24 protein-coding genes and 5 pseudogenes are annotated in these 25,662 nt (G+C 39.9%); 20 read left to right on the top strand and 9 right to left on the bottom strand.

The window, feature by feature from the left end; genetic code table 11:
- The first annotated feature begins 27 nt into the window (after positions 1–27).
- From ACEWFH_RS16635 to ACEWFH_RS16625, 3 genes are read left to right on the top strand one after another with little or no spacing between them, the layout of a single operon-like run.
- Positions 28–201, top strand: a complete 174-nt coding sequence (locus ACEWFH_RS16635) for a hypothetical protein (protein WP_473724884.1) — start codon at positions 28–30, stop codon at positions 199–201.
- Positions 202–217: 16 nt separating this feature from the next.
- Positions 218–1,045 carry an aminoglycoside adenylyltransferase domain-containing protein gene (locus ACEWFH_RS16630; protein WP_473724883.1) on the top strand — a complete coding sequence of 276 codons (828 nt, stop codon included), beginning with the start codon at positions 218–220 and terminating at the stop codon, positions 1,043–1,045.
- Between the two features lie 30 nt (positions 1,046–1,075).
- Entirely contained in the window at positions 1,076–1,384 is a 309-nt protein-coding gene (locus ACEWFH_RS16625) for a hypothetical protein (protein WP_473724882.1), read from the top strand.
- A 119-nt stretch (positions 1,385–1,503) separates the two neighbouring features.
- On the opposite strand, the gene ACEWFH_RS16620 is transcribed toward ACEWFH_RS16625, so the two are convergent.
- Positions 1,504–1,926, bottom strand: a complete 423-nt coding sequence (locus ACEWFH_RS16620; protein ID WP_473724881.1) for a hypothetical protein — start codon at positions 1,924–1,926, stop codon at positions 1,504–1,506.
- Positions 1,927–2,012: 86 nt separating this feature from the next.
- On the opposite strand from ACEWFH_RS16620, the gene ACEWFH_RS16615 reads away from it, so the two are divergent.
- From ACEWFH_RS16615 to ACEWFH_RS16580, 8 genes and pseudogenes are all read left to right on the top strand, one after another.
- On the top strand, positions 2,013–2,219 hold the full coding sequence (locus ACEWFH_RS16615; protein ID WP_473727330.1) for an SEC-C metal-binding domain-containing protein: 207 nt from the start codon (positions 2,013–2,015) through the stop codon (positions 2,217–2,219).
- Between the two features lie 85 nt (positions 2,220–2,304).
- A complete protein-coding gene (locus ACEWFH_RS16610) occupies positions 2,305–2,913 on the top strand; it encodes a GNAT family N-acetyltransferase (protein ID WP_473724880.1) in 609 nt (202 codons plus the stop codon).
- 22 nt (positions 2,914–2,935) lie between these two features.
- Complete coding sequence (locus tag ACEWFH_RS16605; protein ID WP_473724879.1) at positions 2,936–3,583, top strand: uridine kinase family protein; 648 nt, start codon at positions 2,936–2,938, stop codon at positions 3,581–3,583.
- Positions 3,584–3,849: 266 nt separating this feature from the next.
- Positions 3,850–4,236, top strand: coding sequence for a GNAT family N-acetyltransferase (locus tag ACEWFH_RS16600; protein ID WP_473727329.1), 387 nt, complete (start codon positions 3,850–3,852; stop codon positions 4,234–4,236).
- 54 nt (positions 4,237–4,290) lie between these two features.
- A complete protein-coding gene (locus ACEWFH_RS16595; RefSeq protein WP_473724878.1) occupies positions 4,291–4,737 on the top strand; it encodes a hypothetical protein in 447 nt (148 codons plus the stop codon).
- Positions 4,731–5,138, top strand: coding sequence for a phosphotransferase (locus tag ACEWFH_RS16590; RefSeq protein ID WP_473727328.1), 408 nt, complete (start codon positions 4,731–4,733; stop codon positions 5,136–5,138). Before ACEWFH_RS16595 ends, ACEWFH_RS16590 begins: the two co-directional genes overlap by 7 nt.
- A gap of 123 nt (positions 5,139–5,261) precedes the next feature.
- The gene (locus tag ACEWFH_RS16585) at positions 5,262–5,759 is read left to right on the top strand and encodes a DinB family protein (RefSeq protein WP_473724877.1); all 498 of its coding nucleotides are present in this window, start codon (positions 5,262–5,264) and stop codon (positions 5,757–5,759) included.
- A gap of 38 nt (positions 5,760–5,797) precedes the next feature.
- Positions 5,798–6,266 (top strand): annotated as a pseudogene (locus ACEWFH_RS16580) (DinB family protein).
- Between the two features lie 186 nt (positions 6,267–6,452).
- On the opposite strand, the pseudogene ACEWFH_RS16575 reads toward ACEWFH_RS16580, so the two are convergent.
- Positions 6,453–7,504: pseudogene (locus ACEWFH_RS16575) on the bottom strand (NAD(P)/FAD-dependent oxidoreductase).
- Positions 7,505–7,697: 193 nt separating this feature from the next.
- On the opposite strand from ACEWFH_RS16575, the gene ACEWFH_RS16570 reads away from it, so the two are divergent.
- Positions 7,698–7,868: an imidazoleglycerol-phosphate dehydratase gene (locus tag ACEWFH_RS16570; protein WP_473724876.1), complete on the top strand. Its 171-nt coding sequence runs from the start codon at positions 7,698–7,700 to the stop codon at positions 7,866–7,868.
- A gap of 333 nt (positions 7,869–8,201) precedes the next feature.
- Positions 8,202–8,850 (top strand): annotated as a pseudogene (locus tag ACEWFH_RS16565) (dienelactone hydrolase family protein).
- A 137-nt stretch (positions 8,851–8,987) separates the two neighbouring features.
- Here the strand turns inward: ACEWFH_RS16565 and ACEWFH_RS16560 are convergent.
- The 5 genes and pseudogenes from ACEWFH_RS16560 to ACEWFH_RS16540 form a co-directional block, all read right to left on the bottom strand.
- Positions 8,988–10,549, bottom strand: a pseudogene (locus ACEWFH_RS16560) (SagB family peptide dehydrogenase).
- A gap of 24 nt (positions 10,550–10,573) precedes the next feature.
- Positions 10,574–12,514, bottom strand: a complete 1,941-nt coding sequence (locus ACEWFH_RS16555) for a TOMM precursor leader peptide-binding protein (protein ID WP_473724875.1) — start codon at positions 12,512–12,514, stop codon at positions 10,574–10,576.
- Positions 12,511–13,245, bottom strand: coding sequence for a hypothetical protein (locus ACEWFH_RS16550; protein WP_473724874.1), 735 nt, complete (start codon positions 13,243–13,245; stop codon positions 12,511–12,513). Before ACEWFH_RS16550 ends, ACEWFH_RS16555 begins: the two co-directional genes overlap by 4 nt.
- Complete coding sequence (locus ACEWFH_RS16545) at positions 13,179–14,381, bottom strand: hypothetical protein (RefSeq protein ID WP_473724873.1); 1,203 nt, start codon at positions 14,379–14,381, stop codon at positions 13,179–13,181. The genes ACEWFH_RS16550 and ACEWFH_RS16545 overlap by 67 nt, the downstream gene beginning before the upstream one ends.
- Before the next feature lie 340 nt (positions 14,382–14,721).
- Positions 14,722–15,039 carry a hypothetical protein gene (locus tag ACEWFH_RS16540; RefSeq protein WP_473724872.1) on the bottom strand — a complete coding sequence of 106 codons (318 nt, stop codon included), beginning with the start codon at positions 15,037–15,039 and terminating at the stop codon, positions 14,722–14,724.
- Between the two features lie 275 nt (positions 15,040–15,314).
- On the opposite strand from ACEWFH_RS16540, the gene ACEWFH_RS16535 reads away from it, so the two are divergent.
- Both ACEWFH_RS16535 and ACEWFH_RS16530 read left to right on the top strand, forming a co-directional pair.
- On the top strand, positions 15,315–16,517 hold the full coding sequence (locus ACEWFH_RS16535) for a metallophosphoesterase (protein ID WP_473724871.1): 1,203 nt from the start codon (positions 15,315–15,317) through the stop codon (positions 16,515–16,517).
- A gap of 171 nt (positions 16,518–16,688) precedes the next feature.
- Positions 16,689–17,210, top strand: a complete 522-nt coding sequence (locus ACEWFH_RS16530; RefSeq protein WP_473724870.1) for an SRPBCC domain-containing protein — start codon at positions 16,689–16,691, stop codon at positions 17,208–17,210.
- Between the two features lie 133 nt (positions 17,211–17,343).
- On the opposite strand, the gene ACEWFH_RS16525 is transcribed toward ACEWFH_RS16530, so the two are convergent.
- Together ACEWFH_RS16525 and ACEWFH_RS16520 are read right to left on the bottom strand one after the other, a co-directional pair.
- Positions 17,344–18,186 (bottom strand): mechanosensitive ion channel family protein, encoded by an 843-nt coding sequence (locus ACEWFH_RS16525; protein ID WP_473724869.1) that lies wholly within the window; start codon positions 18,184–18,186, stop codon positions 17,344–17,346.
- A gap of 273 nt (positions 18,187–18,459) precedes the next feature.
- Positions 18,460–20,589, bottom strand: coding sequence for an alpha-amylase family glycosyl hydrolase (locus ACEWFH_RS16520; protein ID WP_473724868.1), 2,130 nt, complete (start codon positions 20,587–20,589; stop codon positions 18,460–18,462).
- 469 nt (positions 20,590–21,058) lie between these two features.
- Between ACEWFH_RS16520 and ACEWFH_RS16515 the strand changes: the two genes are divergently transcribed.
- The 5 genes and pseudogenes from ACEWFH_RS16515 (at position 21,059) to nikA (ending at position 25,660) form a co-directional block, all read left to right on the top strand.
- A complete protein-coding gene (locus ACEWFH_RS16515) occupies positions 21,059–21,850 on the top strand; it encodes a nicotianamine synthase family protein (protein WP_473724867.1) in 792 nt (263 codons plus the stop codon).
- Positions 21,851–21,877: 27 nt separating this feature from the next.
- Positions 21,878–23,182 carry an opine metallophore biosynthesis dehydrogenase gene (locus ACEWFH_RS16510; RefSeq protein WP_473724866.1) on the top strand — a complete coding sequence of 435 codons (1,305 nt, stop codon included), beginning with the start codon at positions 21,878–21,880 and terminating at the stop codon, positions 23,180–23,182.
- Positions 23,179–23,676, top strand: coding sequence for an EamA family transporter (locus ACEWFH_RS16505; protein ID WP_473724865.1), 498 nt, complete (start codon positions 23,179–23,181; stop codon positions 23,674–23,676). The genes ACEWFH_RS16510 and ACEWFH_RS16505 overlap by 4 nt, the downstream gene beginning before the upstream one ends.
- Positions 23,673–24,053: an EamA family transporter gene (locus ACEWFH_RS16500; protein WP_473724864.1), complete on the top strand. Its 381-nt coding sequence runs from the start codon at positions 23,673–23,675 to the stop codon at positions 24,051–24,053. Before ACEWFH_RS16505 ends, ACEWFH_RS16500 begins: the two co-directional genes overlap by 4 nt.
- A gap of 60 nt (positions 24,054–24,113) precedes the next feature.
- A pseudogene (gene nikA, locus ACEWFH_RS16495) lies at positions 24,114–25,660 on the top strand (nickel ABC transporter substrate-binding protein).
- Positions 25,661–25,662 lie beyond the last annotated feature (2 nt).

Raw genomic sequence — 25,662 nt, 5'->3', positions numbered from 1 at the left:
CTCCCATTACAAGATTCTGAAGAGCTAATGAAAGAAAACAAAGATGATGGAAAAAGCATCTTTTTAGAATTTGAATTAAGCAATGGTATTACTTTTAGAGAGATCTATTGGCGGGATAACAAAACCTTTCATGTAGGTGCTGTTGGGACAGAACGGCTTGCTGAAACAATTGAAAAAGAATATTCCATATTTCATAAATGAAAGTAGGGCAACAACGATGACTCAATCACAATTAACGAATAAGGTAAACCACTTACCAAAAGAAGTGCAGGAAGTAATAGATGTCTACTTGAAGAGGGTAGAGGAAAGACTGCCAAACGTGCTGGAATCCTTTTATCTCTTTGGCTCTGTTTCATTAGGTGCTTATCAAGAGGGATTAAGCGACATAGACTTTTATAGTGTTGTAAAAGAAAAACTGACTGATGCTCAGGTTGACGTGTTAAAACAATTTCATGCAGACATGAAAAAACAGTTTCCAAAGCCGAGTTTAGATGGTATGTATGTAACGCGTGAAGATCTAGAGGGGCGAAATGAAGAGTCCTCTTGTCCGTATTTTAATGAAGGAAGACTTCAGATGTACCGGCCTTTCCACCGCAACTGGATTGATGCTTATCAACTAAGAACATACGGCATCGTCGTAAAAGGACTACCAATCGAAACCTATCATTTAACCGCAGATTGGAAGCAGCTGAAAACGAACTTGGTGGAAAACATCAATGGCTATTGGCTTCACTGGGTGAAAAATTGTCAACGTGTCACGTCACTCCAATTTCCTGGTCTATTTGTTAGCCCTAGCATGATTGAGTGGGGAGTGCTTGGGGTAACACGGCTTTTTTACTCGATTAAAGAAGAAGATATCACCTCAAAAGTGGGTGCAGGAGAATATGCGCTAGAGACCGTTCCTGAAGAATATCACCAAATCATACGAGAAGCGTTACGCATTCGGAAGGGAAATAAGTTTTCTCACTACGGATCGATGATAAAGAGAAGAAATGATGCTGTGAAGTTTATGAAGTATGTAATGAAGAAATGTAATAATTTGTAAGATGGAATGGGATAGAAGGATGAGAAATCTATGGCGAAGATGGCCTTTGAACGAGAAAGTCAGTTTGCGAACAAATGGAGAAAGTTTGACATCTATATCAACGACAACAAACGTGAGAACATTAAGGATGGGGAAACCAAACAGATTGATGTGGAGCCTGGCGAGTACATTGTAAAAATGCAGATTGATTGGGTGGAGAGCGCGACTCACAAAATTCAATTGAAGCAAGGTGAAATGATCCATTTTCAGTGCGGAAGTCGGTTAAAAGGGTGGAAGGTGTTAAAAGCGTCATCGTCCATGAACACAGTGGATGAGTTTGTTTATTTAGAGAAGAAATAAGTAAAAACGTCCAGTTGGGCGTTTTTTGCTTTTTGTATAAGACTGAAAACGCCAAAAGCACATCAACTATAATGATGTGCCCAATTTTTTATTTTACTTAAACTAGAAAGGAGTTTTTATCAGTCGCTTAAAGCGGTCCCTGTGAAACTTTCTGGACCGACACGAACTGTACCTAGAAGATTGGAACTAACGAACATGGTGTACGTTAGCTGATTACCTGCAGGTGGATCATAGTCGGAACCATTGAATGAAATTACTTGTGGCGCGAGAACATCTAAACTAAATGTTTGAGTAGCTGAAAATACAGTTTCATCCGTTGGAAGTGTTCCTCTTACAACCGTAATCGTAATTCCAACAAGTGCTAAAGGAAGTTGGACCGTAACCGTACCTTGTAGATCCACACGAATATTAGGACCTGCATTCTGTATGTTTAAACCGATTTGTCCAACTAATTGTGGCGTATCTACAACAAGGATAGGGATCGCGATCGAGTTTGCATAACTAGCATTCTGGCTAGTTCTTGTATCTAGAAATTGAGCCAAAACATCACCCCTTTCTACTACTAGTTTATGAAACTAGCAGAAAAGTGCTTGTACAAGTTAAAAAATGGACAGAATTCAATCTTCTTATGTATTGTTCATTTATTACAACGCCCTTTACTGTACGATATGAGGTAGAAAACATGCCAGGAAGGAATGTTAAGATGGTTGGCAGAAATGAACCGTGTCATTGTGGTAGCGGTAAGAAGAAGTTTCACAATTTTTCTAGAAACCTGAGACAAGTTCTCAGGTTTTTTTGCAGCAAGCTTCCTGTTGGGAAAAAGTGTAAAGTTTAGTAGGTTCAATATATAATATAGGAAATGTTTCTTTTTAACATCATGTCTTAAAAGGTAATAGATTTCTATTGAGAAGGTGAACAAAATGATAAACTTTTCAGGAACACCCACGTTAGAAACGGATCGGTTAATCCTTAGAAGATTGGAACTTACAGATGCTCAATGTGTGTTCGATCATTGGCTTTCAGACGAACGTGTATCAGACAATAAAATCAATGCTGCACATAAGAGTGTTTCCCAAACCATTGAAAGAGTAGCTAACATTGTGAGTCAATATGAAAGTAAAGATTTTTGTTACTGGGGGATTGAATTGAAAGAGAGCGGTGAACTAATTGGAGAGATCGATTTATATGATTTTGACAAACTCACTGAAAATTGTGAGGTGGGTTACGCGCTTGGCTACCATTGGTGGAATCAGGGCTTTGGAACGGAAGCGTTAAGAGCGGTTGTGGAATTTGGTTTCAGGCATATGAACATTCATAAAATATCTGCCGCACATAACACCGATAATCCGGCTTCAGGAAGAATGATGAGTAAAGTGGGAATGGCGCAAGAAGGCATAATCAGACATATGATCCGCAATTCCAAGGGGCAATACAAGGACTGTGCCGTTTGGGGAATTCTTCAAGAAGATTATTTGAAGTATAACGTCAGCGCTGAAATGAATGTTCTTAAGAAAATTGAGGTTGAGTAATATATAACGCGGGGGAGAAATTATGGACAAGATATTACAGAGAATCGCGAATTTGATTAACCATAGAGATGGAAGATTAATCGTTGGAATTTCGGGTCATGGTGCTGCAGGAAAGACCACGTTTGCCAATAACCTTGTAAAACTTCTTGGACAAGAAGAGGTGAATTACATCAATACAGATCCCTATATTGTTGGTTCCAATCTCAGAAAGAACACGATTATTGATTATGAATATGAAGGTGAGATGCATCAGCACAAAATGACAGCGTGTCATCCGGACGCTCACCAAACATTCGCTCTAGAGCGGGACATACATATGATCAAAGATGGTTTAGATGTTTATTCAATTGGTACGAATTATGTGAAGAGCACGTTGATTTCTTCCCAAAAGAAAGTAAACATTGTTGAAGGAATGAGTGTAGCATTTGTTGATCCTCATCTATTTGATTTGAAAATTTACTTTTACACAAATGGAGAAACCGAGTTAAGTAGAAGAGGGATTCGAGATGTAAATGAACGTGGAACAGATATTCATTTTCTCAGACAATCTCATAATGAGCGCAGAATTCAATATGAGCTGTTTATGCATCCTTATCATCGGAATTTTGATGTGGTTATCAAAAATTCGAATGAAGAGGTTATTGTGGAAAAGAATAAAATTACAAGTTGAATTTAAAGCTTAATTAAAGGAGAGTTGCAGTTGAAGAAGTACGGGTTCTCTATTAGTTGGGCGGTAATAGCCGTTATTTTATTTGTTACTTGGTTTTTTACTAAATAATAGATTAAGAGATTTCTTTATCATTTGATCTCGTGTGCATTTCTTCAAGTAAATAAGAGTCTTGCATAATACCACAAAAGAAAGGATGTGTAAGGTTGAAGCAATGTGAAGTTATCATTATTCCCTATGCATCTAAGTATGCTGAACAAACAGTCAGAATGTGGCGTGATAGTAAGTATGAGGCGATCAGACAAAAGGAAGCTCATAGTTTTGAGAGTCATGTATATTTTATAAACCATATCCTACCTAAAGAATTTAAAATTGAACTTGCAGCTATGGACGAAAAAGTGGTTGGAATGATTGCTTATAACGAAACGCAAATAAACCAACTATACATCCATAACGATTATAAAAATTTGGGTATAGGTAAAAAGTTACTACAAAAAGCAAAGGATTATTCTACTGGAACATTGACCTTATATACATTCGAGGTAAATAAAAACGCACAACGGTTTTATGAAAGAAATGGATTTAAAATTATTGGAAAAGGTCATGAAAATGAAGAAAACCTGCCAGATATTCTGTATGAATGGAAAGCTGAATAACCACTTAATTCCAAAGAGTCGATAGAAGAAGGTTTGTTTAATAAGGAGAGACATATGAATATCAGAAAGATTATTAAAAAATTAAATCAAGATCATATACTTGGTTCAGAAATAATAGAATACAAGGCTTTAACAGGTGGTACTGTAAGTCAATTGTTCCTCCTACATACAAAGGATGGAAATCAATATGTCGTGAAATCGAACGAACCGAAAATTACTCAATCAGAGGCCAATTTTCTTAAAAACTACGGTGACTTAAGTCTATTGCCACATCTACATTTTGTTGAACAATACAATACATATCTCGTTTATTCATTTATTGCGGGTTCTACTGATTATACAAGGAATAACAAACAGGAACTGCTCGTAAAACTTGTACAAAATCTAATCAATCACTATAAAACTGTACCCGAAATGAATGGGTGGGGCTGGGCAGATGAAACAACAGATTCTTGGCATTCTTATCTATTGAACAGAACGAATGATGCAAAAAAATTCTAGATTCATATTTAGATGAAAATGATCATGATCTTGTGTTCAACCTTGTTCAGAAAGTAAAAGATCTCAGGATTCAACCATATCTATTGCACGGAGATCTTGGCGTTCATAATTTAATATTCAATCATGGTCAATTAACTGGGGTAATTGACCCAACTCCTGTTATTGGAGACCCTCTTTATGATTTAATCTATGCTTTTTGTTCGTCACCAGATGATTTGACCAAACAAACAATAGATGCTGCAGCACGTGTTTTACATGTTGAAAGCAACCGAATAAATTTTACTTTATATGAAGACGTGATGATTGGGTTATATCATCGGTTAGCAACTTGTATAAAACATCACCCTGATGATTTTAAGGAATATCTAAACGCTTGGAACGATTGGAAGGATTTAATTTAAAAGATTTAGTCTAATAAAAGTCTGAGACCAACTCAGGCTTTTTATTATACAAATAATCAAGAAGGAGAAGTGCTCTTTTTGTTGAAGTATGGGGAAAGCAGTTAAATAAGGGAGAGTGAGATCATGAGTTTATTTAAGACTCAGTATGACTGGATATGCCGCACAAGAGAAACGTTATTTACGTATTGCGAGACGTTGTCACCATCAGATTATGTGAAAGAGCTTGAAAACTTTGGTGGAGATTCGATTCGTAATCTTCATGTACATGTAGCTGAATGTTATCACGGTTGGTTGGGTGTTCGGGCGCTTGGTAAATCGCTTCCCATCATAACACCAGAATCTGTATCTAACGTACAGGAAATGCGCGAGGTTTTTAGAAAAACGGATGAATTGGTATACGAATTTTTGAATGAGTTTGAAGACAAATGGGATCAATCCGTAGAAGTAACGTTCAGAAGTGGCAGTAAAGCTGAGTTCACTGCACTGTGGCTATTTACACATACGATGACTCATGAATTTCATCATAAGGGGCAAATCGTAAAGATTGGAAGACAGCTCGGTTATGTTCCGCCTGATACAGACCTTGTTGAACCATTAGCAACAAATTCAGCAGGCGTTTAATTCAAGAGGGTAAAGTTTATAGATGGGAGGAAATGAGGATGAGTAAAATGGACTTGCTGTTGAATGTGATGGATTCAACATTCAATCAGGAGAGTTGGTATGCACCGCTCATGCCTGCCATTGAGGGGATCACGGCAGAACAAGCGAGTTGGAGACCGGCTGGGGAGGCCACCAAAACAATCTGGGAGAACACCAATCATCTTATTTATTACAAAGAACGACTTGTGGCAAACTTGGAAGGACGTGAATGGGTACACAATCTGGATGGTGATGAAACCTTCTCTCTCACCGAACAAACAAGGGAAGATACCGATTGGAATGAAGTGGTGGAACGTGCAGAAAACGCACATAACAGATTAAGAGAACTTTTAAGTGAAATGACCAATGAAGAGCTTGGGAAAAACTCATTCGAAAAAAATGTTGGATATCTTTCTTCATGACGCTTATCATACGGGACAAATCATTCAGATCAGAAAAATGCAGGGCTCGTGGCCAACGCATCGTTAGACTTTTTAAAGAATTATCGCGCGAAACTTCTCATGAACCGCGTGGAACTGAAGCTCAACTGCGTGCAAACTCAATTGAACCGCGCGAAATTCATGTACTTCTGCGCGAATGTGTAATAAATATAGAAACACGTACGGAAAAAATAGTATCGAATAGAAAAAAGGAGCCGACTGGCTCCTTTTCCAATTAAGAATGAATCAACTGTTTGACAAGTTCACGGTTACGCTCTTTGAACACTTCGTTATGAGAAGAAACCATGGCTACTGTTTGAGCATCGGGCTGGATGAATTGTTTCGCTTTATTCACGGCGTTCGCTGCATCTTGAAACGTTCCCGCGATTAAGTTCAACTTCCCTTCGTGTTTCAGTATGTCGCCTGCCGCATACAGTCCAGGGACTGACGATTCACTGTTCGCATTACCTGCGATATAAAAGTTATCCGCAAGCTCGATATTCAAATCGCTATTTCCGAGCAATGACGTGTCTTGTTCATAGCCATGATTAATAATGACTTCATCAATCGGCAAGTACGAAATTTCACCTGTCACATGATTGGTTAGCTCGATCTGCTCAATCACTTCATGGTTTGGACAAGCGAACAGCTTAGAGATCGAAGTGTTGAAGATGCAGTCGGCACAACTGTTCATAAGCTGTGTCACTTGCGCTTCGTGCCCCGCTAACGTTCCTTTTCGATATGTAAGATATACTTTTTTGGCGATATGCACCAATTCGTTCGCCCAGTCGATGGCTGTATTTCCACCGCCTGAAATCACGACAGTCTTGTCTTTAAATTGCTGAAGAGATTTTACCGTGTAATTCAAGTTAGAGACTTCGAACCTCTCAGCACCTTCAATATCAAGCCTCTGTGGATTTAAGATACCGCTTCCAACCGCAACGATAACGGTTTTTGAAAAATGCCGTTCACCGCTAGAGCCTTTCAAAATAAAAATGCCCTCATCGTCACGCGAAATAGACTCAACTTTTTCATTTAATACAACTTCTGGATGGAATGTTAGTCCTTGTTCAACGAGCTTTTCGATAAGCTTTGCACCTGGAAGGGAGTATGGCCGCCAACATCCCAGATCATCTTCTCAGGATATACATGAAGCTTACCGCCTAATTGCGGCTGATACTCAATGATCTTTGTCTTCATCTCTCTTAATCCGCTATAAAAGGCAGAGTACAGACCTGCTGGCCCTCCACCGATAATGGTCACATCAAAAATATCTTTGTTTTCCATATGCGTTCCTCCTCAGGAAGCAGTAATAGTGATTATCATTCTCATTAAGGATATAACGAATCTCACCATTTTACAATAAACAATTAAAAAAGTAGCACTCTCATTTTGGAAGTTACAAAAGGGATAGGCGTGAGTAAAAGGCAACGAATCAGACATACTAAAATAGAAGTTTTTTACTAAAGGAGGAATTCTGATGACAAATCGCAATGGCAGTGAAGGTAGCCAAAATCAAGGTTCACCTAAAGCACAACATGATCAAGAGTTCAGCAGTGAGTTAATAAGTGGCGATAATAACAAAGGAAATGAATATCGTTCTAAAATAGGCAGTAAATCAAAGAGTAAACCAAAGCAAAGTAAAGAATAAGAAAAATCGTGAGGTGTGTGCCTTACGGATTCTTTTTTAGGAAGAGTACAAGAAAAAACAAACCAAATCGCATAGCAAATAGTACAATAAATCGCAACGGAATTCGTTGCGATTTTTTCTTTTATATAAGGGTTTTTGTGAAAGTCCACTATTTTTATTACAGTTATTAGCACCCTAATTCACATACGTTCTTGCAAGATGAAAATAGGTATTGTTACGCTTTGTTTTGGTATGCTAATTCACTTGCTTACCAATTGCGGCAAAAAGGATTAATAGAAGTAAAATGGAATATATAATGAGGTAATACATAGCAGGATTGTTAAATGATTAATTATGAATAAACTAATGACTGTAAGAATGAAAGTAAGGAGAGATTTTGCCCAGGTGATTAATATCGAAAACGGTTCAAATAAATTAATTATTGTTTTACACGAAATCTATGGAATAAACAAACATATAACAGACATATGTGATTTATTATCAGAGCAAGACTTTGATGTTTTATGTCCAAATTTATTAAATCAAAAGAGCCCTTATAACTATTCTCAAGAGGAAGAAGCTTACCATAATTTTACGTATAGAATAGGATTTACTCATGCATTACAAATGGTGACAAAAATAATATTGGAAAAGCAAAAACATTACTCCAAAATTTTTATTATTGGATTCAGTATAGGGGCAACTATTGCTTGAGTTGTGTAGTCAGGAAAAAAGTGTGGATGGAGTTGTAGGTTATTATGGTTCACGAATTAGAGACTACTTATATATTAATCCGAGCTGTTCAACATTGTTGTTTTTTCCAACAGAAGAAAAATCATTTAATGTTGAAAAAATAATACCAACATTAAATAAAAAGGATATAAGGATACACATATTTAAGTGTCAACACGGATTTAGTGATCCGTACACCCCAAAGTACAATAAAGAATCAGCAGAATATGCATTCAGAGAAACATTAAACTTTTTAAAACTCATTGAGTAGATCTTCCGCAATGCGGGGCTTTTATAGAATAACACTATAAGAAAACGACCAGACGAAAATCTGGTCATTTTTAATGTTGTTTGGATATCCAATTACATTGCTAATTCACGGTGCGCCTCACGATTTTTTTGTAAACATTAGTTTGATGAAGAATACAAACTTCCTTGTAGCCTTGGATGTGGACGGTAGTGTCCGACTGGGATTTGCAGTAGACTGGTCTTGTCTCTGTGACTCAGTTGGTGAAGTTCATCATACCAAGGTACATCAAATCCAAGAACGGGGTGTCCTCCCATATTAAGTGCCGAAGCGGCTAGAATTAAGTGGTGACTCAGAAGGCCAACTTCCATGTGCTGAATGCGATGACCTCTATATCCATAAGCATTTTTGTAATGATCTTTATTGCCAGCGATGTTAATGGAAAGCGGAATCTGCACGATGTTCACAAAATCAGATAACAATCCATCTTGCAGTGAGTTGCGAAAATCGCCAGTGGCAATGCGCTGTAATGCATGCCTAGGAACGTCATACGCATACATGCCATTTGGTAAACCTTCAATGTTATACGTACTGAGGTTTAAGGAAACATGATAAGGAATGTGTTGAAACCCTTGGTACAGATCATTTCGATAGGAACTCGCTGATATGGTTTCATGTAAAAGAGCCGACAAGGTATGCAAGTTAATGGGTTTTAGCACAAAGTCCATTCCAGGGGAATAACGACTTCGACATGCAGTAGAGAAATCATACTTCAACCGATCCACAGCAGGTAATGTGATTGAAGAACTCCCAAATCCTTCTTTTTGTTGAACAAGCATTTTGCGTGGAGAGTTGAACGAATCCAGCATACACGCTTCATTCATCTTAAGCAGCATCGGGTATTCTCTAATTACCTTCGACCGGACGTAATGTTGGTGGTGAAGCGGTTGTAGTTCGGCACACAACTGTTCGCTAGTCATTGGTTCTGCCGCATCATCACGAAACCAACTCATCTCGTGGTCGACCGAAAGAGGGATGACCGCATATACACTTTCTTCTTTCAACTTTATTCCAATAAGATGATTGATAGCGCCATCAAGAAACTGATAATAGACCCCTAACTCAAACCCCATTCGTCTACCAACTTCCAGCAGTTGACCCATCACAAATCCGGCATCTAAGCCTTGCAGCCGGTAGGAGAAGTTGTTGTATTTGAAGAAATTCTTCCAAAAGAATGTTGAGATAAACACGACAGCAAAAGAAGAAGAGATATCACACCGGTTCCCAAGTGCTCTCTCCAAATAGCCATCAAAATTTCCTTCCTCAAACAAACGAGACGATGGTGAGCCACGTCATAGTGATAGATGCCTGTAGCCGCATCCTCCATTTTTAAATAAAGATAAAGTTCACTCGGGTACAGGGCGCCGCCAGACGGGACGAAGCGTCGGCACGTTGTCCATGCGTTCGACACATCACCAAAAGCGAACGACTGACTAACTTGAGTCAGACCAAACGTATACCACAAAAAGTGACTGATGTGTTTTAAAGTTGGCTTTTTGGTATGTTCCAGTGAGTCCGGAATCTCAGCGCTCAATTCCACCACAGGCAATCCTCTGTACAGTTTATAGGGAAGCGGGGCGTCATCCCAGTTCACCTCCCAGTCAGGGGGAGTTATCTTGTCTATCTCGTAATGAAGGTTATACAAAAATTCATCGAGGTTCATAACGATTCCCCCTTGTCACACTGGTTATGGAAATGGATGAGGATGCGGGTTAAGCTCATCAAATGTGAGCGGCTGTTTTACATATCCTAGTTTTGCTGGAACGGTCAGTACCCGATGAAGTCCTTTTAATCGAGTAAGATGGTGTCCGAATGTCATCGGTAGCATGCCAGGAATCACGACTTTTACACAATGCAGTCCGTTTCGTTTTAGTTCAGGACCCGTTTGATCAACAACAATCACCTCGAGCTTCAATTCTTGAAAAATGGTTAAAACGGACTTTAAATCATCTAATAAATCCGCTGTTTTTCGGACCGGTCGAAATTCCTCTTCAAAGCTCTTCACTTTGCGCTTATCGAGCAGGAAGAACAAGCGTTTTTCGGCTTCCTTTAAACCGTATACCATCGAATGGTCTTCCATATGGCGAACAAGATCTGAGTCGTGGTACATCTCTTCATATTTCTTTCGGTTTTTGACAAACGAGTCTTCCATATTTAAAAGCATGCCGGATAGTTCCTGCACCGCACCTTTTGCCGCACGAAGGGGATCTAGGTGCGCGCCGGCTGCACATAAAAGATTCAAGCCGTCTTCCTTCGTATTCTTCGCCATCGCCCAAATGCTCGGAATGCCATTCTCGGTCGTGGCGTTAAATAAATGAATCTCAAATCCCGTTACACGTTGGATGCGCTGAACCATGAGCTGCAATTCGGTGTCGTCTATCGACTTAAGGTCCAGTCGTGGAATCGGAAGCTGTCCGTACCACGTCATCAGAAACGCATCACGTTCAACGATCTCAAAGATTCCATACAGAATTGCTTCCTCCAAACTCCCGCCGACCGCACAGCCGTTTGACGTTTCGTACACGAACCCTTCTCCGCCACCTAAGCTGTAATAAGCGAACGTCTCTGGCACTAAGAGCGGTCGGTTCTCGGTTAACGAATAACCCCAAACCCAGTGGATCGAGCGGTCGGGATCAAACGGCTTAAACGGAAACCTTTGTTTTTTATATTGATTCTGTGTATGAGTGCCGATCGTATCAGGATTTAGAGCAACTTTTTTAACCTTGGAATAAGGCTCATAAACGACCGTCCGCTTTCCTCTTGGTGCATATCCGCAATATCGCTCGAGTCCTTCTAAAATACCTGAAAGTTCACTTTGCAGATAAGAATGCGTACGTCCCGCATTTAATTCGTTGCCAGAAAGCAGTGGTAAGTTGACCACCGTATCGGCAAAAGGTGAGATCAAATCGTATCTTTTAAAATTTAAGAGTCCCGTCCTGCCATCTAAATAATCGCGACTCAGAACTTTCTGCAGTTCATCTAACGAGCGGCAGCGATAACTATCGATCGATGTCTTCGGGCTTTGTGTGAGTGTGATCTTTGCGTGATCATCGGTATCCACGGGTAGATCGCCACACATTGCACAGTACGGGTCAGGCAAAAAGAAATGTTGAGAGAGTTTGAACGTAACGAGATGAAGTAAAAGGATGTGTTCCACTGTGCGTGGTGAATTACCTTTTATAAAAGTATCAACCTCTTGCTGTATTAAAGTAGAAGTTTGCAATAATGCGAGATTTGTTCCCCATGGATCACGGGGGATGTCACGTTGATTTCGTCGATATTCTTTGATCTGAAAATGTTCTCTCCGGTCTGGCCCCGTTAGAAAGTGGCGCAGATCTGCACACTGCGAACACCTTGGTTTGTCAGCGAGAACTAGTGGCCCTATGTTCACTTCACCAAACGATACAAATCCACGAAGCCAAGGGATGGAATTTGCTCGGAATACCTCTTCCGCTTTTAGATGTTCAGCCGGATCCCAATAATCGTGGAGCACTAATGCTAGATTTTCTTTGTTTGGAACAACTTTTTCTACCGTGGCGGAGCGCGTAATTTGATAGTTTTCAGACAGCTCTTTACAAACGTAGTCTGCTAATGTTCCTTTTCCAATAACGATGATAGAGTGGCTCATGACCGTTCCTCCTCAGAGAGCGTCATGCCGAAGATACCGGACGTATTGTCGGTAAGTATCGATTCTGCTTGGAGTTTATAGAATTGGGCTTTCATGTGGTTACTTTTTAATGTGTGTAGTGCTGAAGCCAATGTTTCTTGTGGTGTTTCCTCTTTTAGATCAGGAAGCGGAACTTGTTGTCCTTCAGCTACAGTTGTTATAGAGGAAACCGCGACACCATAAGGGTTGAGGTGTATTTCTTTATTTTGAGCAGCCATTACAGCCGTTTGCAGGGCTCGACGTAAAGCTGATTTCACATTTAAGCCAATGCTTCCGTACCACTCGTCTTGAGATTGTACCCAAACGACAGGGAAACCAAGTACATCTTTACCCCAATGAAGTTTCACTTCAGGGCTTAATGTGGACAAAGCCTTTATCATAAAATGACAGTGTTTATCTTGTAACTGCTGGGTATCCAACTCAGCTGAAACACCAGGATTGGATTTAAGAAAAATCTCATGAAGTCCATTTTGCAGTGCTCTACATAATCCTTCTGCAGCACTTCGGCCCGTTCCGACACTCATTGAGTGAGGTGTATCGGCATACAAAAATTTCACGTAGTTTTCGATTGCAGCTAGACCAGCTTCTAATCTCGCTTCTTCATGCGTAAGTCCTGAACAGACCATCAAAGGTTGAAGGCGGGAAGGACCTTCTGAACGCGGATCAGCGACTCCAACTTTGCATTGTGACAAGGGAAGCTGCAGCAGTTCTTCTTCTTCCCACGTATGAAAAATACCGGTTTCTTTTGAAGTGATTGTATAAAACAACGAATGCAGGTCGTTTGGTTGGTGGTTGGTACTTTTAAAAAGGTGAGCGGTTCTTGAATCTGTTCAGGTTGTGCCACTTGTGAGTGGGGAAGGACACTGTTCCAGTTTCCTTCAAGTGTTTCTAAGTTAAGTCGGTAAATGGATTGATCTTTCTTCCTTTCCTGTGCACCGGTAATGTCTTTAAACAATTCAAAGACGGCCACGTTCGCTAACAACGCACCAGCTGTGGATGAGGTTGTTGATCCTCTTTTTTCATTTCGTGCCTGGTGAACTCGGCGGTAGGCAGATTCCCAGCTCAATTGTGAATCTGGAGACAAAAACGGTCCCGCGAAAGCTAGGTCTTTTTCAATCGTAAGAGGCAGAAAATGCTTTCCTTGCTCGCTGCAGAGTTTCTGAACGGTACGAAGTTGAGAGTGATCGCTGTCCTGTGAACCAAAAATAATATAATCAGCGTGTTCTAGATTCTCACTCCAAGTATGCTCTTCAGCATCTAAGACGATGATCTTTGTTTCAGGATCTGATTTGGACGCATCTGCAATGATTTCCTGCAACCTGCGCTTATCCACTTTTTGTGAATGGGTTGGGAGGATGCTGAAGGCAGGCAGTCCAGATTGAATCAGCGAGAGAACGAGAGAGAGGAGTAGCGGACCTGAGCCCATCACAGTTACCTTTGCCTGACGAAACATCTGAAACCGGTATGCGCCAGAATCCCGCATCGTGCTGATAAATTCGATTTGTGACGCATATTTTGTAAGGATCTGTTCTGAAAGCTGGTGGGGTAGATCCTGGCTGAGATCATGAAGAAAGCCATTTTCGTATAAAACTTGCGCGATTTTAAACACTTGATCTTTGAATGAAGGTGGTAAACCATTTGTTATATCATCAAGGGTTTGACTGCCGTCTAACATCGGAATCAAGTTCTCCAGCCATTTTTCAATCGTACTTCCTTCCATTCGAATAGAAGTAACGTTGTTCCGGAGATAGACACCTTGGTTCGATTCTGGATAGATAAACGTATCTCTTTTCACTTTTAAACGCATCTCAGGTTGAATGTTTTGCATGATACAGTCCTCCTTACCAAAAGCTCATCATCTATGTTTATGGAGACTGCTTGTCCGATATGTCTTACTAAATCGGCTGAAAAACAACTAATGTGAAATTATTGGATTTAACGTGAAATTATAGCGATTAACGTGAATAAAAACGAAATAACGTGAAATTATTGAAATTAACGTGAATATAATTTTTGGTGTTCACTTTGTAAAAACAAAACACCAAAATGTCTTTTACAAAAATACACGCTTACTTCATCATGGCGTCCAGCACATAAAAAAAGAGGCGTGACCTCAAAAGTTCGCTACTTTTGAGCCCAGCCCCCAGTTTTTTCTTCAAAAAAATGCGTTATCTACCTCCGCAACGGCCTCCACAACCGCCACAGCGTCCGCCGCAACCGCCGCAACGACCAGCACATCCACCGCAACCGCCACAGCCTCCACAACGACCAGCACATCCGCCGCAACCGCCGCATCCACCGCAACCGCCACAACCTCCGCAGACACCTGCGCAGAAGTTAAAACAAATTCCGATTACACAGCCGGGGATAAATATACGCGGGTCTTGTGATTGCTGCTGATCTTGGGGATGGTGTGGTGTACCACCACTAACCTGAAAGTCACCCGGATTTAATCCATTCAGATCCCATTGACGTTTATTATCCAATTCAAGCACCTCCTTATTGATACGTCACTTCTAGAACGAGTTAAGAAGAATCCAACACGATTCGTGAATCTTACCTCGAATGCCTCATATTAAAATATGGATTCAGCCTGTCCACCGTTACAGGAATGGGTGTTGCAAAAATTATGGGGGCATTGATTTGTAAAACTTCTCAAACACTTTTTATATAAAACCTTTACACCAGCCAAACACTCTCTATAAACGCAGTTGCTACTCTATCAGTGATAAGTCAGTACATAACACGGAGGGGTTTGTAAATGAGTTCAAAACAAGTTAACCGTCGCGATTTTATTAAGATTGGGGGAGCGAGCACACTTGCTTTAACACTTGGCTCGCTTGGTGACACTTCTTCACTTTTTAACAACATTACGACTGTACATGCTGATGCTAGTGAAGAAAAAGTACTTCGTTTCCATCCAAACGGGAAGTTCAAAGTCGTTCAATTCAACGACACGCAAGATGATGAGCGCATTGACCGCCGTACCATTGAGTTAATGGAAAAAGTCTTAGATTCAGAGAAACCAGACTTTGTTGTGCTGAACGGAGACAACATTACGGGTGGTTGTGATACAGAGCTGGAAATGAAGCAGGCGTTGAATAATATTGCACAGCCGATGGAAAAGCGAGGCATTAAATGGGCCGTTACATTCGGGAACCATGACGAAGACTCTACCGCAAAGAGCGGAGTGGACGAGAGCAAGATGCTGGAGTTCTATCGTGCCTATAAGCATAATCTAAACGACAAAGGTGCAAAACATATTACCGGAACAGGGAACATGAATCTTCTTGTTTGGGATGCACAAGCAAAGAAAGCGGCATTCAACTTCTGGCTGCTCGACAGTGGACGTTATGCACCAAAAACGATCGCTGGACAAAATTTTGACGGCTACCCAACATGGGACTGGCTGCGTTTTGACCAAGTAAGCTGGTATAACGAAACGTCTATGAAGCTTGAGAACCGTTTTGGCTATAAAGTGCCTTCACTCATGTTCATTCACATTCCATTATGGGAACACCGTTACATGTGGTATGCGAGTGTTGACAGTCGGACAGAAGCCGATCACAAGCGTGCAGTGGATAAGCACCAAATTAAGGGAGAGAGAAATGAAGAAGAGTGTCCAGGTCCGATCAACTCAGGATTATTTTCCGCTATGCAGCATCGTGGCGATGTAAAAGGCGTATTCTGTGGACATGATCACATTAACACGTATGCGGGGAACTATTACGGCATCATGCTCGGCTACAGTGGCAGTACAGGGTTCGGGACGTATGGCCTTTCTGGGGCTGATAAGAACAGACTGCGTGGCGCTCGTGTTTTTAACCTCGATCTGAATCATGAAAACATACTAGCTGAAACGCACATGGTGTTTGCAAAAGATTACGGCATCGACCTTTCACCGAATGACCAGAGCATAGAACCAGCTCCATTGTCAGAAAAGAAGGAAACTGTAACACAATAATGGATAGGAGACCGAGTATAAGCCTTTGTGGTTTTGCTCGGCTTTACTAATTTTTAAATTTACATGCTCAACAAATGTTTCCTAAATAGTGTGAAGGAATTAACGCAGAGACAGTGAATATGGTTAGTGAGTTGTTTTTCGTTCTAAATATATGTTTTAGGAGGAAACAAAATGTCCAATAACGCTATGATGTCCAAGGTTGAAAATGATCGAGTTCTCGTTCTTGAAAGAGTATTTGACGCACCGCGTGACCAGGTTTTTAAGATGTTCAAAGAACCAGAATATCTCAAACAATGGTGGGGCCCGAGAGGCTGGGAGCTGCCAGTTTGCAACATGGAATTTAAGCCAGGTGGTGCTTATCATTATTGTATGAAGTGTGTTGATCAAAACCAAGGTGAATTTTATGGAATGGAATCTTGGGGGAAAGCCTTTTTCAAGGAAATTGTTGAACCAGAAAAAATGGTCTATGTCGATTATTTCTCAGATGAAGATGGCAACACGAATGACATCATGCCCGCTACAAGTGTAACGGCTGAATTTGTAGAAATGGATGGTAAGACAAAACTAGTAAATCGTTGTGAATATGCTTCTGCTGAAGACCTTAAAACGGTAATGGATATGGGCGCGATTCAAGGAATTACAGAGACATGGGATCGCCTGGAAGAATTGCTTAAAAAGCAAAGACAAAAGTAATCATAGATATTTAGATTAGGAGTACGCTACTTCATGAGCGTACTCTTTTTTGCAAGTCAAAGGATAGACATAAATAAAATCCATAAAAAAGCAATGCAATTCATATGAGAACTGCACTGCTTTTTTACTTGGTTCACCCTTCAGGATCAAAACTCTTCTTGTGCTCCAATTCTCCGCTCTCTGCCATCATCAAGTTGTTCATATACGCTGCCATCGCCAGTTCATATCTTACTTTTTTGCTTGCGTCTACAAAATGTGCTTCCTTTACTAGACCTGAAAGGGAATATCGGTGTCCTCTGTAATCCACATTCAATTCGGTAATTTGATTGAATTTAAAACCTTCAACGGGAGCACCGTGGAAATCTTTTAATAGGTATTCATCGTACTTCTCATTGCATGCTCTTGCTACTTCCTCCATCACCTTAAAAGCTTCGTCGGGGTTTTGTCTATAGTTGAGGATGAGGCTTTCGTTCACGCGGCGCATACCACGGTTCCCGTTCTGAAGTTCTGTAATATTGCTATAGGAGACCGTATAGACATACCCGTCATACTGGCGAATTTTCAGGTGACGCATACTAATTTCCTCAATCTTTCCTTGTCTATTGCCATTGATAATTACATAATCTCCAAGATGGATTTGGCGTTCAAAGAGGTAGGCAAGTCCCATAATATAATCTCGGATGATATGTTGAAAGATTATTGCCAAGGCACCGGCCACAACAACCGAGCCCGTAACAAGCCTTGTAAGATCGAAAAAGTGGCTAAGGACATAAATTAAGAAGAACACCAGTCCCAGACCTTTTAGGACTTGGTTGGAAAAATGCATCAGTGTTTCTTCCCGATTTTCATCCAAGAAACTTGTTTTCTCAAAGAAAAGTTGAATGGATTTACGAATAAAATAAGCGGTTATTACAATCAACAATGCCACCGTTAAAATTTTTACAGGTAACTGCTGAAATAACTCCAAGTTAAACATGCGATCAACTCCATTTTATATAGCCTATACGATAGCAACCGAAAAGCGTCCTTTTGCTGCCTTGTTATGTACAATTGCAAATCACGCTGCTGAATGGATTTTAAAAGATAAAGAGAAAAAGGTCAATGGGTCTTCCAATTAAGATTGCTATACTCATTGTTCCCATGTTCTTTTATCCTGAAGCTTATGTTTGCGAAAAACATGCTTAAATCATGCTGTTTGATCATAAAGGAAATAAATAAGCAGCCACCCAATGGGGCGGCTGCTTGTTTGCTAGTTTTGCCAATTACTAATGGTAGTTCCAGGACCTGATGAAGGAGTGGTGAAGGTATGGTTGGTTCCACTTTCCCAAACTACAATTCCTGCAGCATCTTTTTTGATAAATTTAAACTCAAGAGCTCTGCCAGAAGGAACACTTATGTCGTAGTACCATGTTGGGTATGCTGCGATGATTTGGTTATAGAAAGGTCCAATAGCTTTTGCAGTATTCCAATTTCCTAGTTCTTCCGTGTTTCCTACTACATAAACACTTTGACCTGGGTTGGTATAAGCGTTGTTAATTAAGAAGCGTACTGAACTTTGAGATCCTGATAAAAGATCAATCGGTCCGTATCCTGCACTAACCGTACCAGTAGAATTGGTAACTGTTACTTGATAGCTTCCTGCAGCTGCAGCAGGAACCGTTACTTTTATTTCATCGTTGCTCCAAGATTGTATCGTTGCGTTTGTTGAACCCATTTTAACCGTTCCTGTTGTTGATCCAAACGCATCTCCGCTAATCGTTAGCGTATTACCTGGTTTCGCTTGGGCTGGACCCACTTGACCGATAACCGGAGTTGAACTGCTTCCGTTATACGCATAAACGGCTGCTTCTCCTGGTGAAAGGTCAAACGCAGAAATCGTACCACCAGAAACCGTAACAGAACCACCTGATAAGAGATTTGTTAACTGGTCAGAATAGGTTCCAGCCGGTAGAGATGTAGCAGCACCTGAAACGTTATATGTTGTGGTCGTACTTTTGTTTACAGCGACCAAAACGATATCGTTGCCGAACTGTCTTTCATACACATAAACATCATTGTTGATCCAACGCTGTTTCGTTTTTCCAAATCCAAGTGCCTGGTTGGTTTTTCGAAGAGTTGAGAGTTTTTTAATGATTTGATAAGCTCTTGTCGTTTGGCTAAATGATGTCATCTTGCCTCGGTTGTTTGGATCCCCATTCCCGGTTAAGTACTGCTCCGTACCATAGTAGATGTTTGGAACACCGCGTGAAGTGAGCATAACCGTGAGGGCAAGATCCGTCTTTTTCGTATCCGCTCCATTCGTATGGAAACGGTCCATGTCATGATTATCAAGGAATGTTACTTGATCAATCGGCTGTTCGTACTTCGTTTCGGTCTCTGAAATCATACTGTCAAAACCATACCAACTGTCGGAATTGTTGCGAAGTACTTGACGCAATTCTTGGCCGTAACGGAAATCAAGGAGTGACATCCCGTATTTATTAGCAAAATCGTAATAGCTCTGATCGACTTCATTTTCACCTAAAAACCATTCGCCAAACGTAAAGACAGGTTGATGAGAGTTAATGGTTTCCATAAACGTTTTTTGCCAGCCGAACGGCATATGTTTTACAGCATCAACACGAATTCCGTCGATTCCCATGTTTAGCCATTGTTTGATCGCACTCTTGAAATACGTATCAACAGTTGGGTTTTGGTGGTTAAAATCAGCTAAGTCATAGAGATTTCGATAAATGCCATCTTCTATAGAGGAAAAGTTCGTCCCTTTATTGTGATGAAACAGTCCTTTCGTGTCATTCGTATAGCCACCGACAAGTGTTCCATTATCATAAAGTTTGCCGTTCTCCATATAACTCGGTGTATCTTCAGAAGCTGGTGATGTATGGTTTGGCGCAAAGTCGATAATCACTTTTATGCCTTTAGCGTGCGCTGTATTAATCAGGTTCTGAAAGTCTGTCATGCTTCCGAAATATGGATTTGTTTTCTTAAAATCTCTGCCCCAATACCCGTGATAAGCAGTCGTACCAGCCGCGTCATTTAAAACGGTGTACACATTCTCAACTGGCTGTGAGATCCAAAGCGCTGTCACACCCATATTTGTTAAATAACCATCATTGATTTTGTTGATGATTCCTTGCCAGTCACCGCCGCAATATTTACGCAGGTTTGAACAATCACTGCTAAACAGATTGCCGGTTGGATTGTTCGATGAATTTCCATCAGAGAAACGATCAGTCATGATTTGATAGATGACATCTTGACCATAGTTAATCTTATTAAAACTAGCAGCTTCAACAATTTGGTGGTTGTCCTGGAAAGGAAGGTTGGAGAACGTTAAAGACAAACTTAGTGCAGCCGAAACGAATAAGCTCTTTTTCATACGTATCATTCACTCCTTTTAAATATAAAAAACCCCGTTATTCGCAGTGAATAACGGGGTTGTCTGGAAAAGAACATTGCCCTCAAATTTTAATACCATATAGTGCGCGCTCTATTACATCTAATTATCCAAAAAATGTAAGCGTTGTCAATTTAAAAATAGGTTAACCAAACTCCAACCCTTAATGAATAAGGAATAGCGAAATGAAAATGATTCTATAGTATATTTTTGCTCATCATACAGGTCTTTAGACTTATGTCGGTCATACCCGTAAACTACTTAACTGAGAAAATGTATTACAAATAAGCGATTCGTATTGAGAAAATAGTAATAAACAGAGCACCAGAAAATAGGTCTCTGTTTTTTTTGTGTTAATTACATAAAAAAATCTCATTGACGTTCTCAGAGTTTTGATGATACGATACAAATCGTAATTATTACGATTTAAAATATAGAAAGGTGGTTCGATGTGAAGGAAAGATTTCAATTGTTATTGTCTCTCAAAGTGATTGAGTATGAGATCAATGAATTGTCCCAGTTTGCTGAAGAATGTGAAGAATGTTTTGACCTGCTAAAAGCAAAGCTTGATAGTCTTCATCACTTTATAACGGATGAAAATAACATCAGCATGTGGAGAGATTGGGGAGAGGATGAAGTTGTTTCTTCTTTTTCAGAAAAAGTTCGAGAGGCTGCTGTTCGTGCTTTATGTAATTTAGAAAAGTACCAAAGTGTGCGATCATGCAATCATCAACTCAATGCCAGTGAATACATACATACACTCTCGGAATCTGTAAAACAAGAAATGGAAGAGCTTCTAATAACTTGTGATTCAAAGGTTCTCTTTATTGGTTCTGGCGCATTTCCTGTTTCAGCACTGACGATTGCAAGCGAAAAAAATGCTGAAGTCTTTTGTGTGGACATTGATCAAGAAGCCGTAATAATGGGTGAGAAAGTGGCAGGAATCACAGGCCTTTCTAATCATGTTACATTTTCCAATCAACAATTAAAGAAAGTGCCTTTTGCTAAAGAGGCTACACATGTCGTAATCGCATCTCTAGTGAAAAATAAACAAGAGGTACTTTCTGAACTAAAGAGTGCATTGCAGCCGAATACAAGAGTCATTGTTCGTTACGGCAACGGGTTGAAGTCAATCTTTAATTATCCTTTAGAAACAGATCTATCCCAGGAGTGGATATTAAAGAAGGTCATGAAGGCAGATGGTATTTATGACACCATGGTTTTAGAAAAAGTTACTACATAAACAGAAACGAAAGAAAGTGAGGAAGTCGTGCATATTCAAGAAGTTATAACAAAAGATCTAGGCAACACGCTAATTGCAGGTGTTGGTCCTGCCGCTATTCAATTGGCCGTTCATCTTTCGAGAGAGTATAGCCAAAAAATAGGTTTGTATAACAGACCAGGCAATTATGCAGATCGACTAAAGAAGGAATTTGAACAAAATGACCTACACGTTTCACTGACTGTTCAAGGAGAAGAAACAGAATACACAGCGAAAATCAGCAGTTTCTATGATAACTACAATTCTCTAAAGGACGAGTGGGAGATCCTTATCCTTGCAACACCTTGTCATAGTTACTGTGATGTGATGGAAACACTTCATGTAGGTCGTTGGAAACGGTTAAAGACAATTATACTTATTTCTCCTAATATCGGTTCAAATGATTTAGTGAAACATTTTATTGATAGCAATAGGGTTGAAGTCATCAGCATGTCTACCTATTATGCTGCAACGAAACATCGTAGTTTGGATTCCGTAACAAGCGCCCATACGAAATCATTTAAAAAACGAATTTATATGGCTTCATCAAAAGTAAAAAGCTCAATACTGGAAGTTCTGGGACGTTCTTTGAATGAGTTGGGTATTGAAGCAGTGATGGTGGATAACGCTGTTGATGCAGAATGCAGAAATATAACGACATATGTTCATACTGCTCTCTTTATGAACGCTTATACATTGGATGAGATATTCGGGTTGTCTAACTCCGGGAAAAAGTTCATGTATAAACTATATCCGGAAGGTCCAATTACACAGGAGACGAATAGAAACCTGTTAGCTCTTTGGAAAGAGATATCAAAATTGATTGAACATCTCGAAGCAGAGCCTTTTAACTTATTACAGTTCTTAAATGATGATAACTATCCAGTGCCAGAGGAAAGTCTATCACGAGACGATATCGAAAATTTTGAGACTCATGAGACGATCAAACAAGAGTACTTGTTGTATGTTCGCTATTCAACACTTCTTATCGACCCTTTTTCAATACCAGATCATGACGGCAGATATTTTGAATTTTCAGCTGTACCGTTTAAGAAAGCAGAAAAAGTTGGAGAGAATAGATGGCATGTTCCAAGGATTCCTTTTGAAGATTATCAAAAATTACATGTGATCAACGGGTTAAGCCAAGCGTTTGGTGTAGATATGCCTAGGACGGAATCTATTATTGCTCAGTTTGAATCACAGTGTGAAATGATAGAATGCAAACTTGGGATCAAACAACCATTGCTTAAACCTTGGAAAGAATCATCAATACGTGATGTTGATGCCATTCTGAAAGCAAGAGGTCTTGTATGATGATGAATGGTGTATGGCTTGCTGTGCTGTCTTCGTTCATCTTTAGCATTATGAACGCACTCGTAAAAGCTGTAAGTTTAAATATTCCGTATTCAGAAACGGTGTTTTTTAGAAGTTTAATAGGGACAATCATTATTTTTATCATCATGAAACGTAAGAAGGTCGCTTTTTCCAACAAAGGTATTCCGATGCTTGCGGTTAGAGGGATATTTGGGGCGCTTTATCTGCTTGCTTATTTCTATACGATTGCAAAAATTCCATTAGCGGATGCTAGTATCCTTGCTCATCTATCACCATTTTTTGCTGTTCTTCTAGCGGGCATCTTTTTGAAGGAAAAAGTACCAATAACGCTTATCTATGTATTGCCTGCCGTACTGCTAGGTGCTTACATGCTCATTGATCCACAAGCGTTTTCTTCTTATTCGATGTATGCTTTTATTGGTGTTGTTGCTGCTTTTTTGCGGCGTGTGCTGCAACATCGATTCGTTATTTGAGCCAGAAACATCATGCATATGAGATTGTGTTCTATTTCTTGGCAACAGCAACAGTGGTGAGTATTCCCTTAATGTGGAATGATTTTGTTATTCCGTCACCTATCGAACTGTTTTATCTACTCTGTATCGGAGTCGTTTCTCTCATCGGACAGATTTTTTTAACAAGTGCTTTTACACATGAAAATGTGGTGGTTGTAGAAATCACACGTTACATTGGTATCGTTTTTAACGCTTTCTGGGGGTTCTTATTCTGGATGGAAATACCCGATACCAACACCGTTATGGGTGGTATTCTCATCATTGCTTCCTGCATCTTCTTATCAAGAAGAAAAGAATTGGAATCGAAAATAAAGAAGCTCAAAGTGAAAAGAGCTTAATTTTTTTAATCTACAAATCGTAATGAGTACGGTTTAAATTATATAAAGGATGGTATCAAGATGAATCATTATAAAAAAATTATAGCGTGTCTTTTATGTTTCATTCTTATCATGGCGGCAGGCTGTTCAACGACTCAAAAGAGTACGGGTAATGAGAAAGATAAGGAAAAGAACGTAACGATGATCTTTAGCTTTAAAGCAGCAAACTTAGATCCCCATACAGGCTTTATTCCAATTCGGGCTGGTATTACAGAAACGTTATTAAAATTAGACAATGAATCAAACATTGAAGGATGGCTAGCTGAGAAATGGGAGACGACTGATAACACGGAATGGACGTTTACCATTCGTGATGACGTTACTTTTCAGAATGGTAAAAAACTCGATGCTGAGTCAGTCAAACAATCTCTAGAGAGAAGTGTGGAAGTAAATGAATCTCTTGGTGAGTCTTTAAAAATTAAATCACTACAAGCAGATGGACAAACTTTAAAGATTCAAACGACTGAACCATACCCAGCACTGCCTTCTGAACTTGTAAATCCATATACATCCATTGTGGAGACAGAAGCAGAAAAGAAGACTGGAAAAGAAGCATTCAGAAATAATCCGATTGGGACGGGTCCTTTTAAAGTAAAGAATTTTAAAGCAAATCAACAAGTTGAAGTTGAAAAAATGAAGATTATTGGGCAGGGAAGCCTAAAGTGGATTCAGCTACCATTAAATTTAATGAAGATGCGAATGTAAGAGCTCTTGCATTACAGTCTAAAGAAGCAGATGTCGTTTACAACCTGCCTGCTGAAAGCTTGAAAGCCATCGAAAAAGATAAAGAACTATCGGTTGAATCCGTTCCTGGTCTTCGAGCACATTTTATTCTTTATAACAGCCAAAGCCAGAAAGTATCTGATGTGAAGGTGAGAGAGGCATTAGACCTCCTGCTGGACCGGAAAAGCGTGGCAAAAGAAATTATGCTAGGACACGGAGTTCCAGCCAATGGACCGTTTAATAGTAATCTGCCATTTGGTATTGATGATGAAGTAAAGAAATTGAATGTTGAGAAAGCAAAGAATCTATTAAACGAGGCTGGTTATACAGAAAATGCTGATGGCAAGATGGAAAAGGACGGTAAACCCTTAACGCTTGAACTGATCACGTATAAAGCACGTCCAGAGCTTCCGTTGATCGCTCAACTGCTACAATCTGATGCAGCTAAAGCCGGGGTAACCATTACTATAAAAAATGTTGAAAACGCAGATACTCATTTAACTGAAAATAAAGATTGGGATCTCGGAACATATAGCAATAATACGTCACCTAGAGGCGATGGAAGCTACTTTTTTAATACAGCGTTAACAGAGCACGGGGCGTTAAATGTCGGGAAAATCAATATTCCAGAACTGAATGAAGTGATCAAAGAATTAAATGCAACAAGTGATCTGGAAAAACGGACGGAGTTAACCAAGCAGGCTGCTAGAATTATTAATAAGGAAGTGGCCCACAGTTATGCCGTGTATCCAAACATTATCGTGGGCATGAATAAACGGGTTCTGAACTGGAAGCCGACTGCTGAGGAATACTATATTTTAACGCATACGTTGGATGTGAAGTAATT

It is taken from the genome of Fictibacillus sp. EA-CB0309 (assembly GCF_055814265.1).
This window is presented reverse-complemented; position numbering and strand designations above follow the sequence as displayed.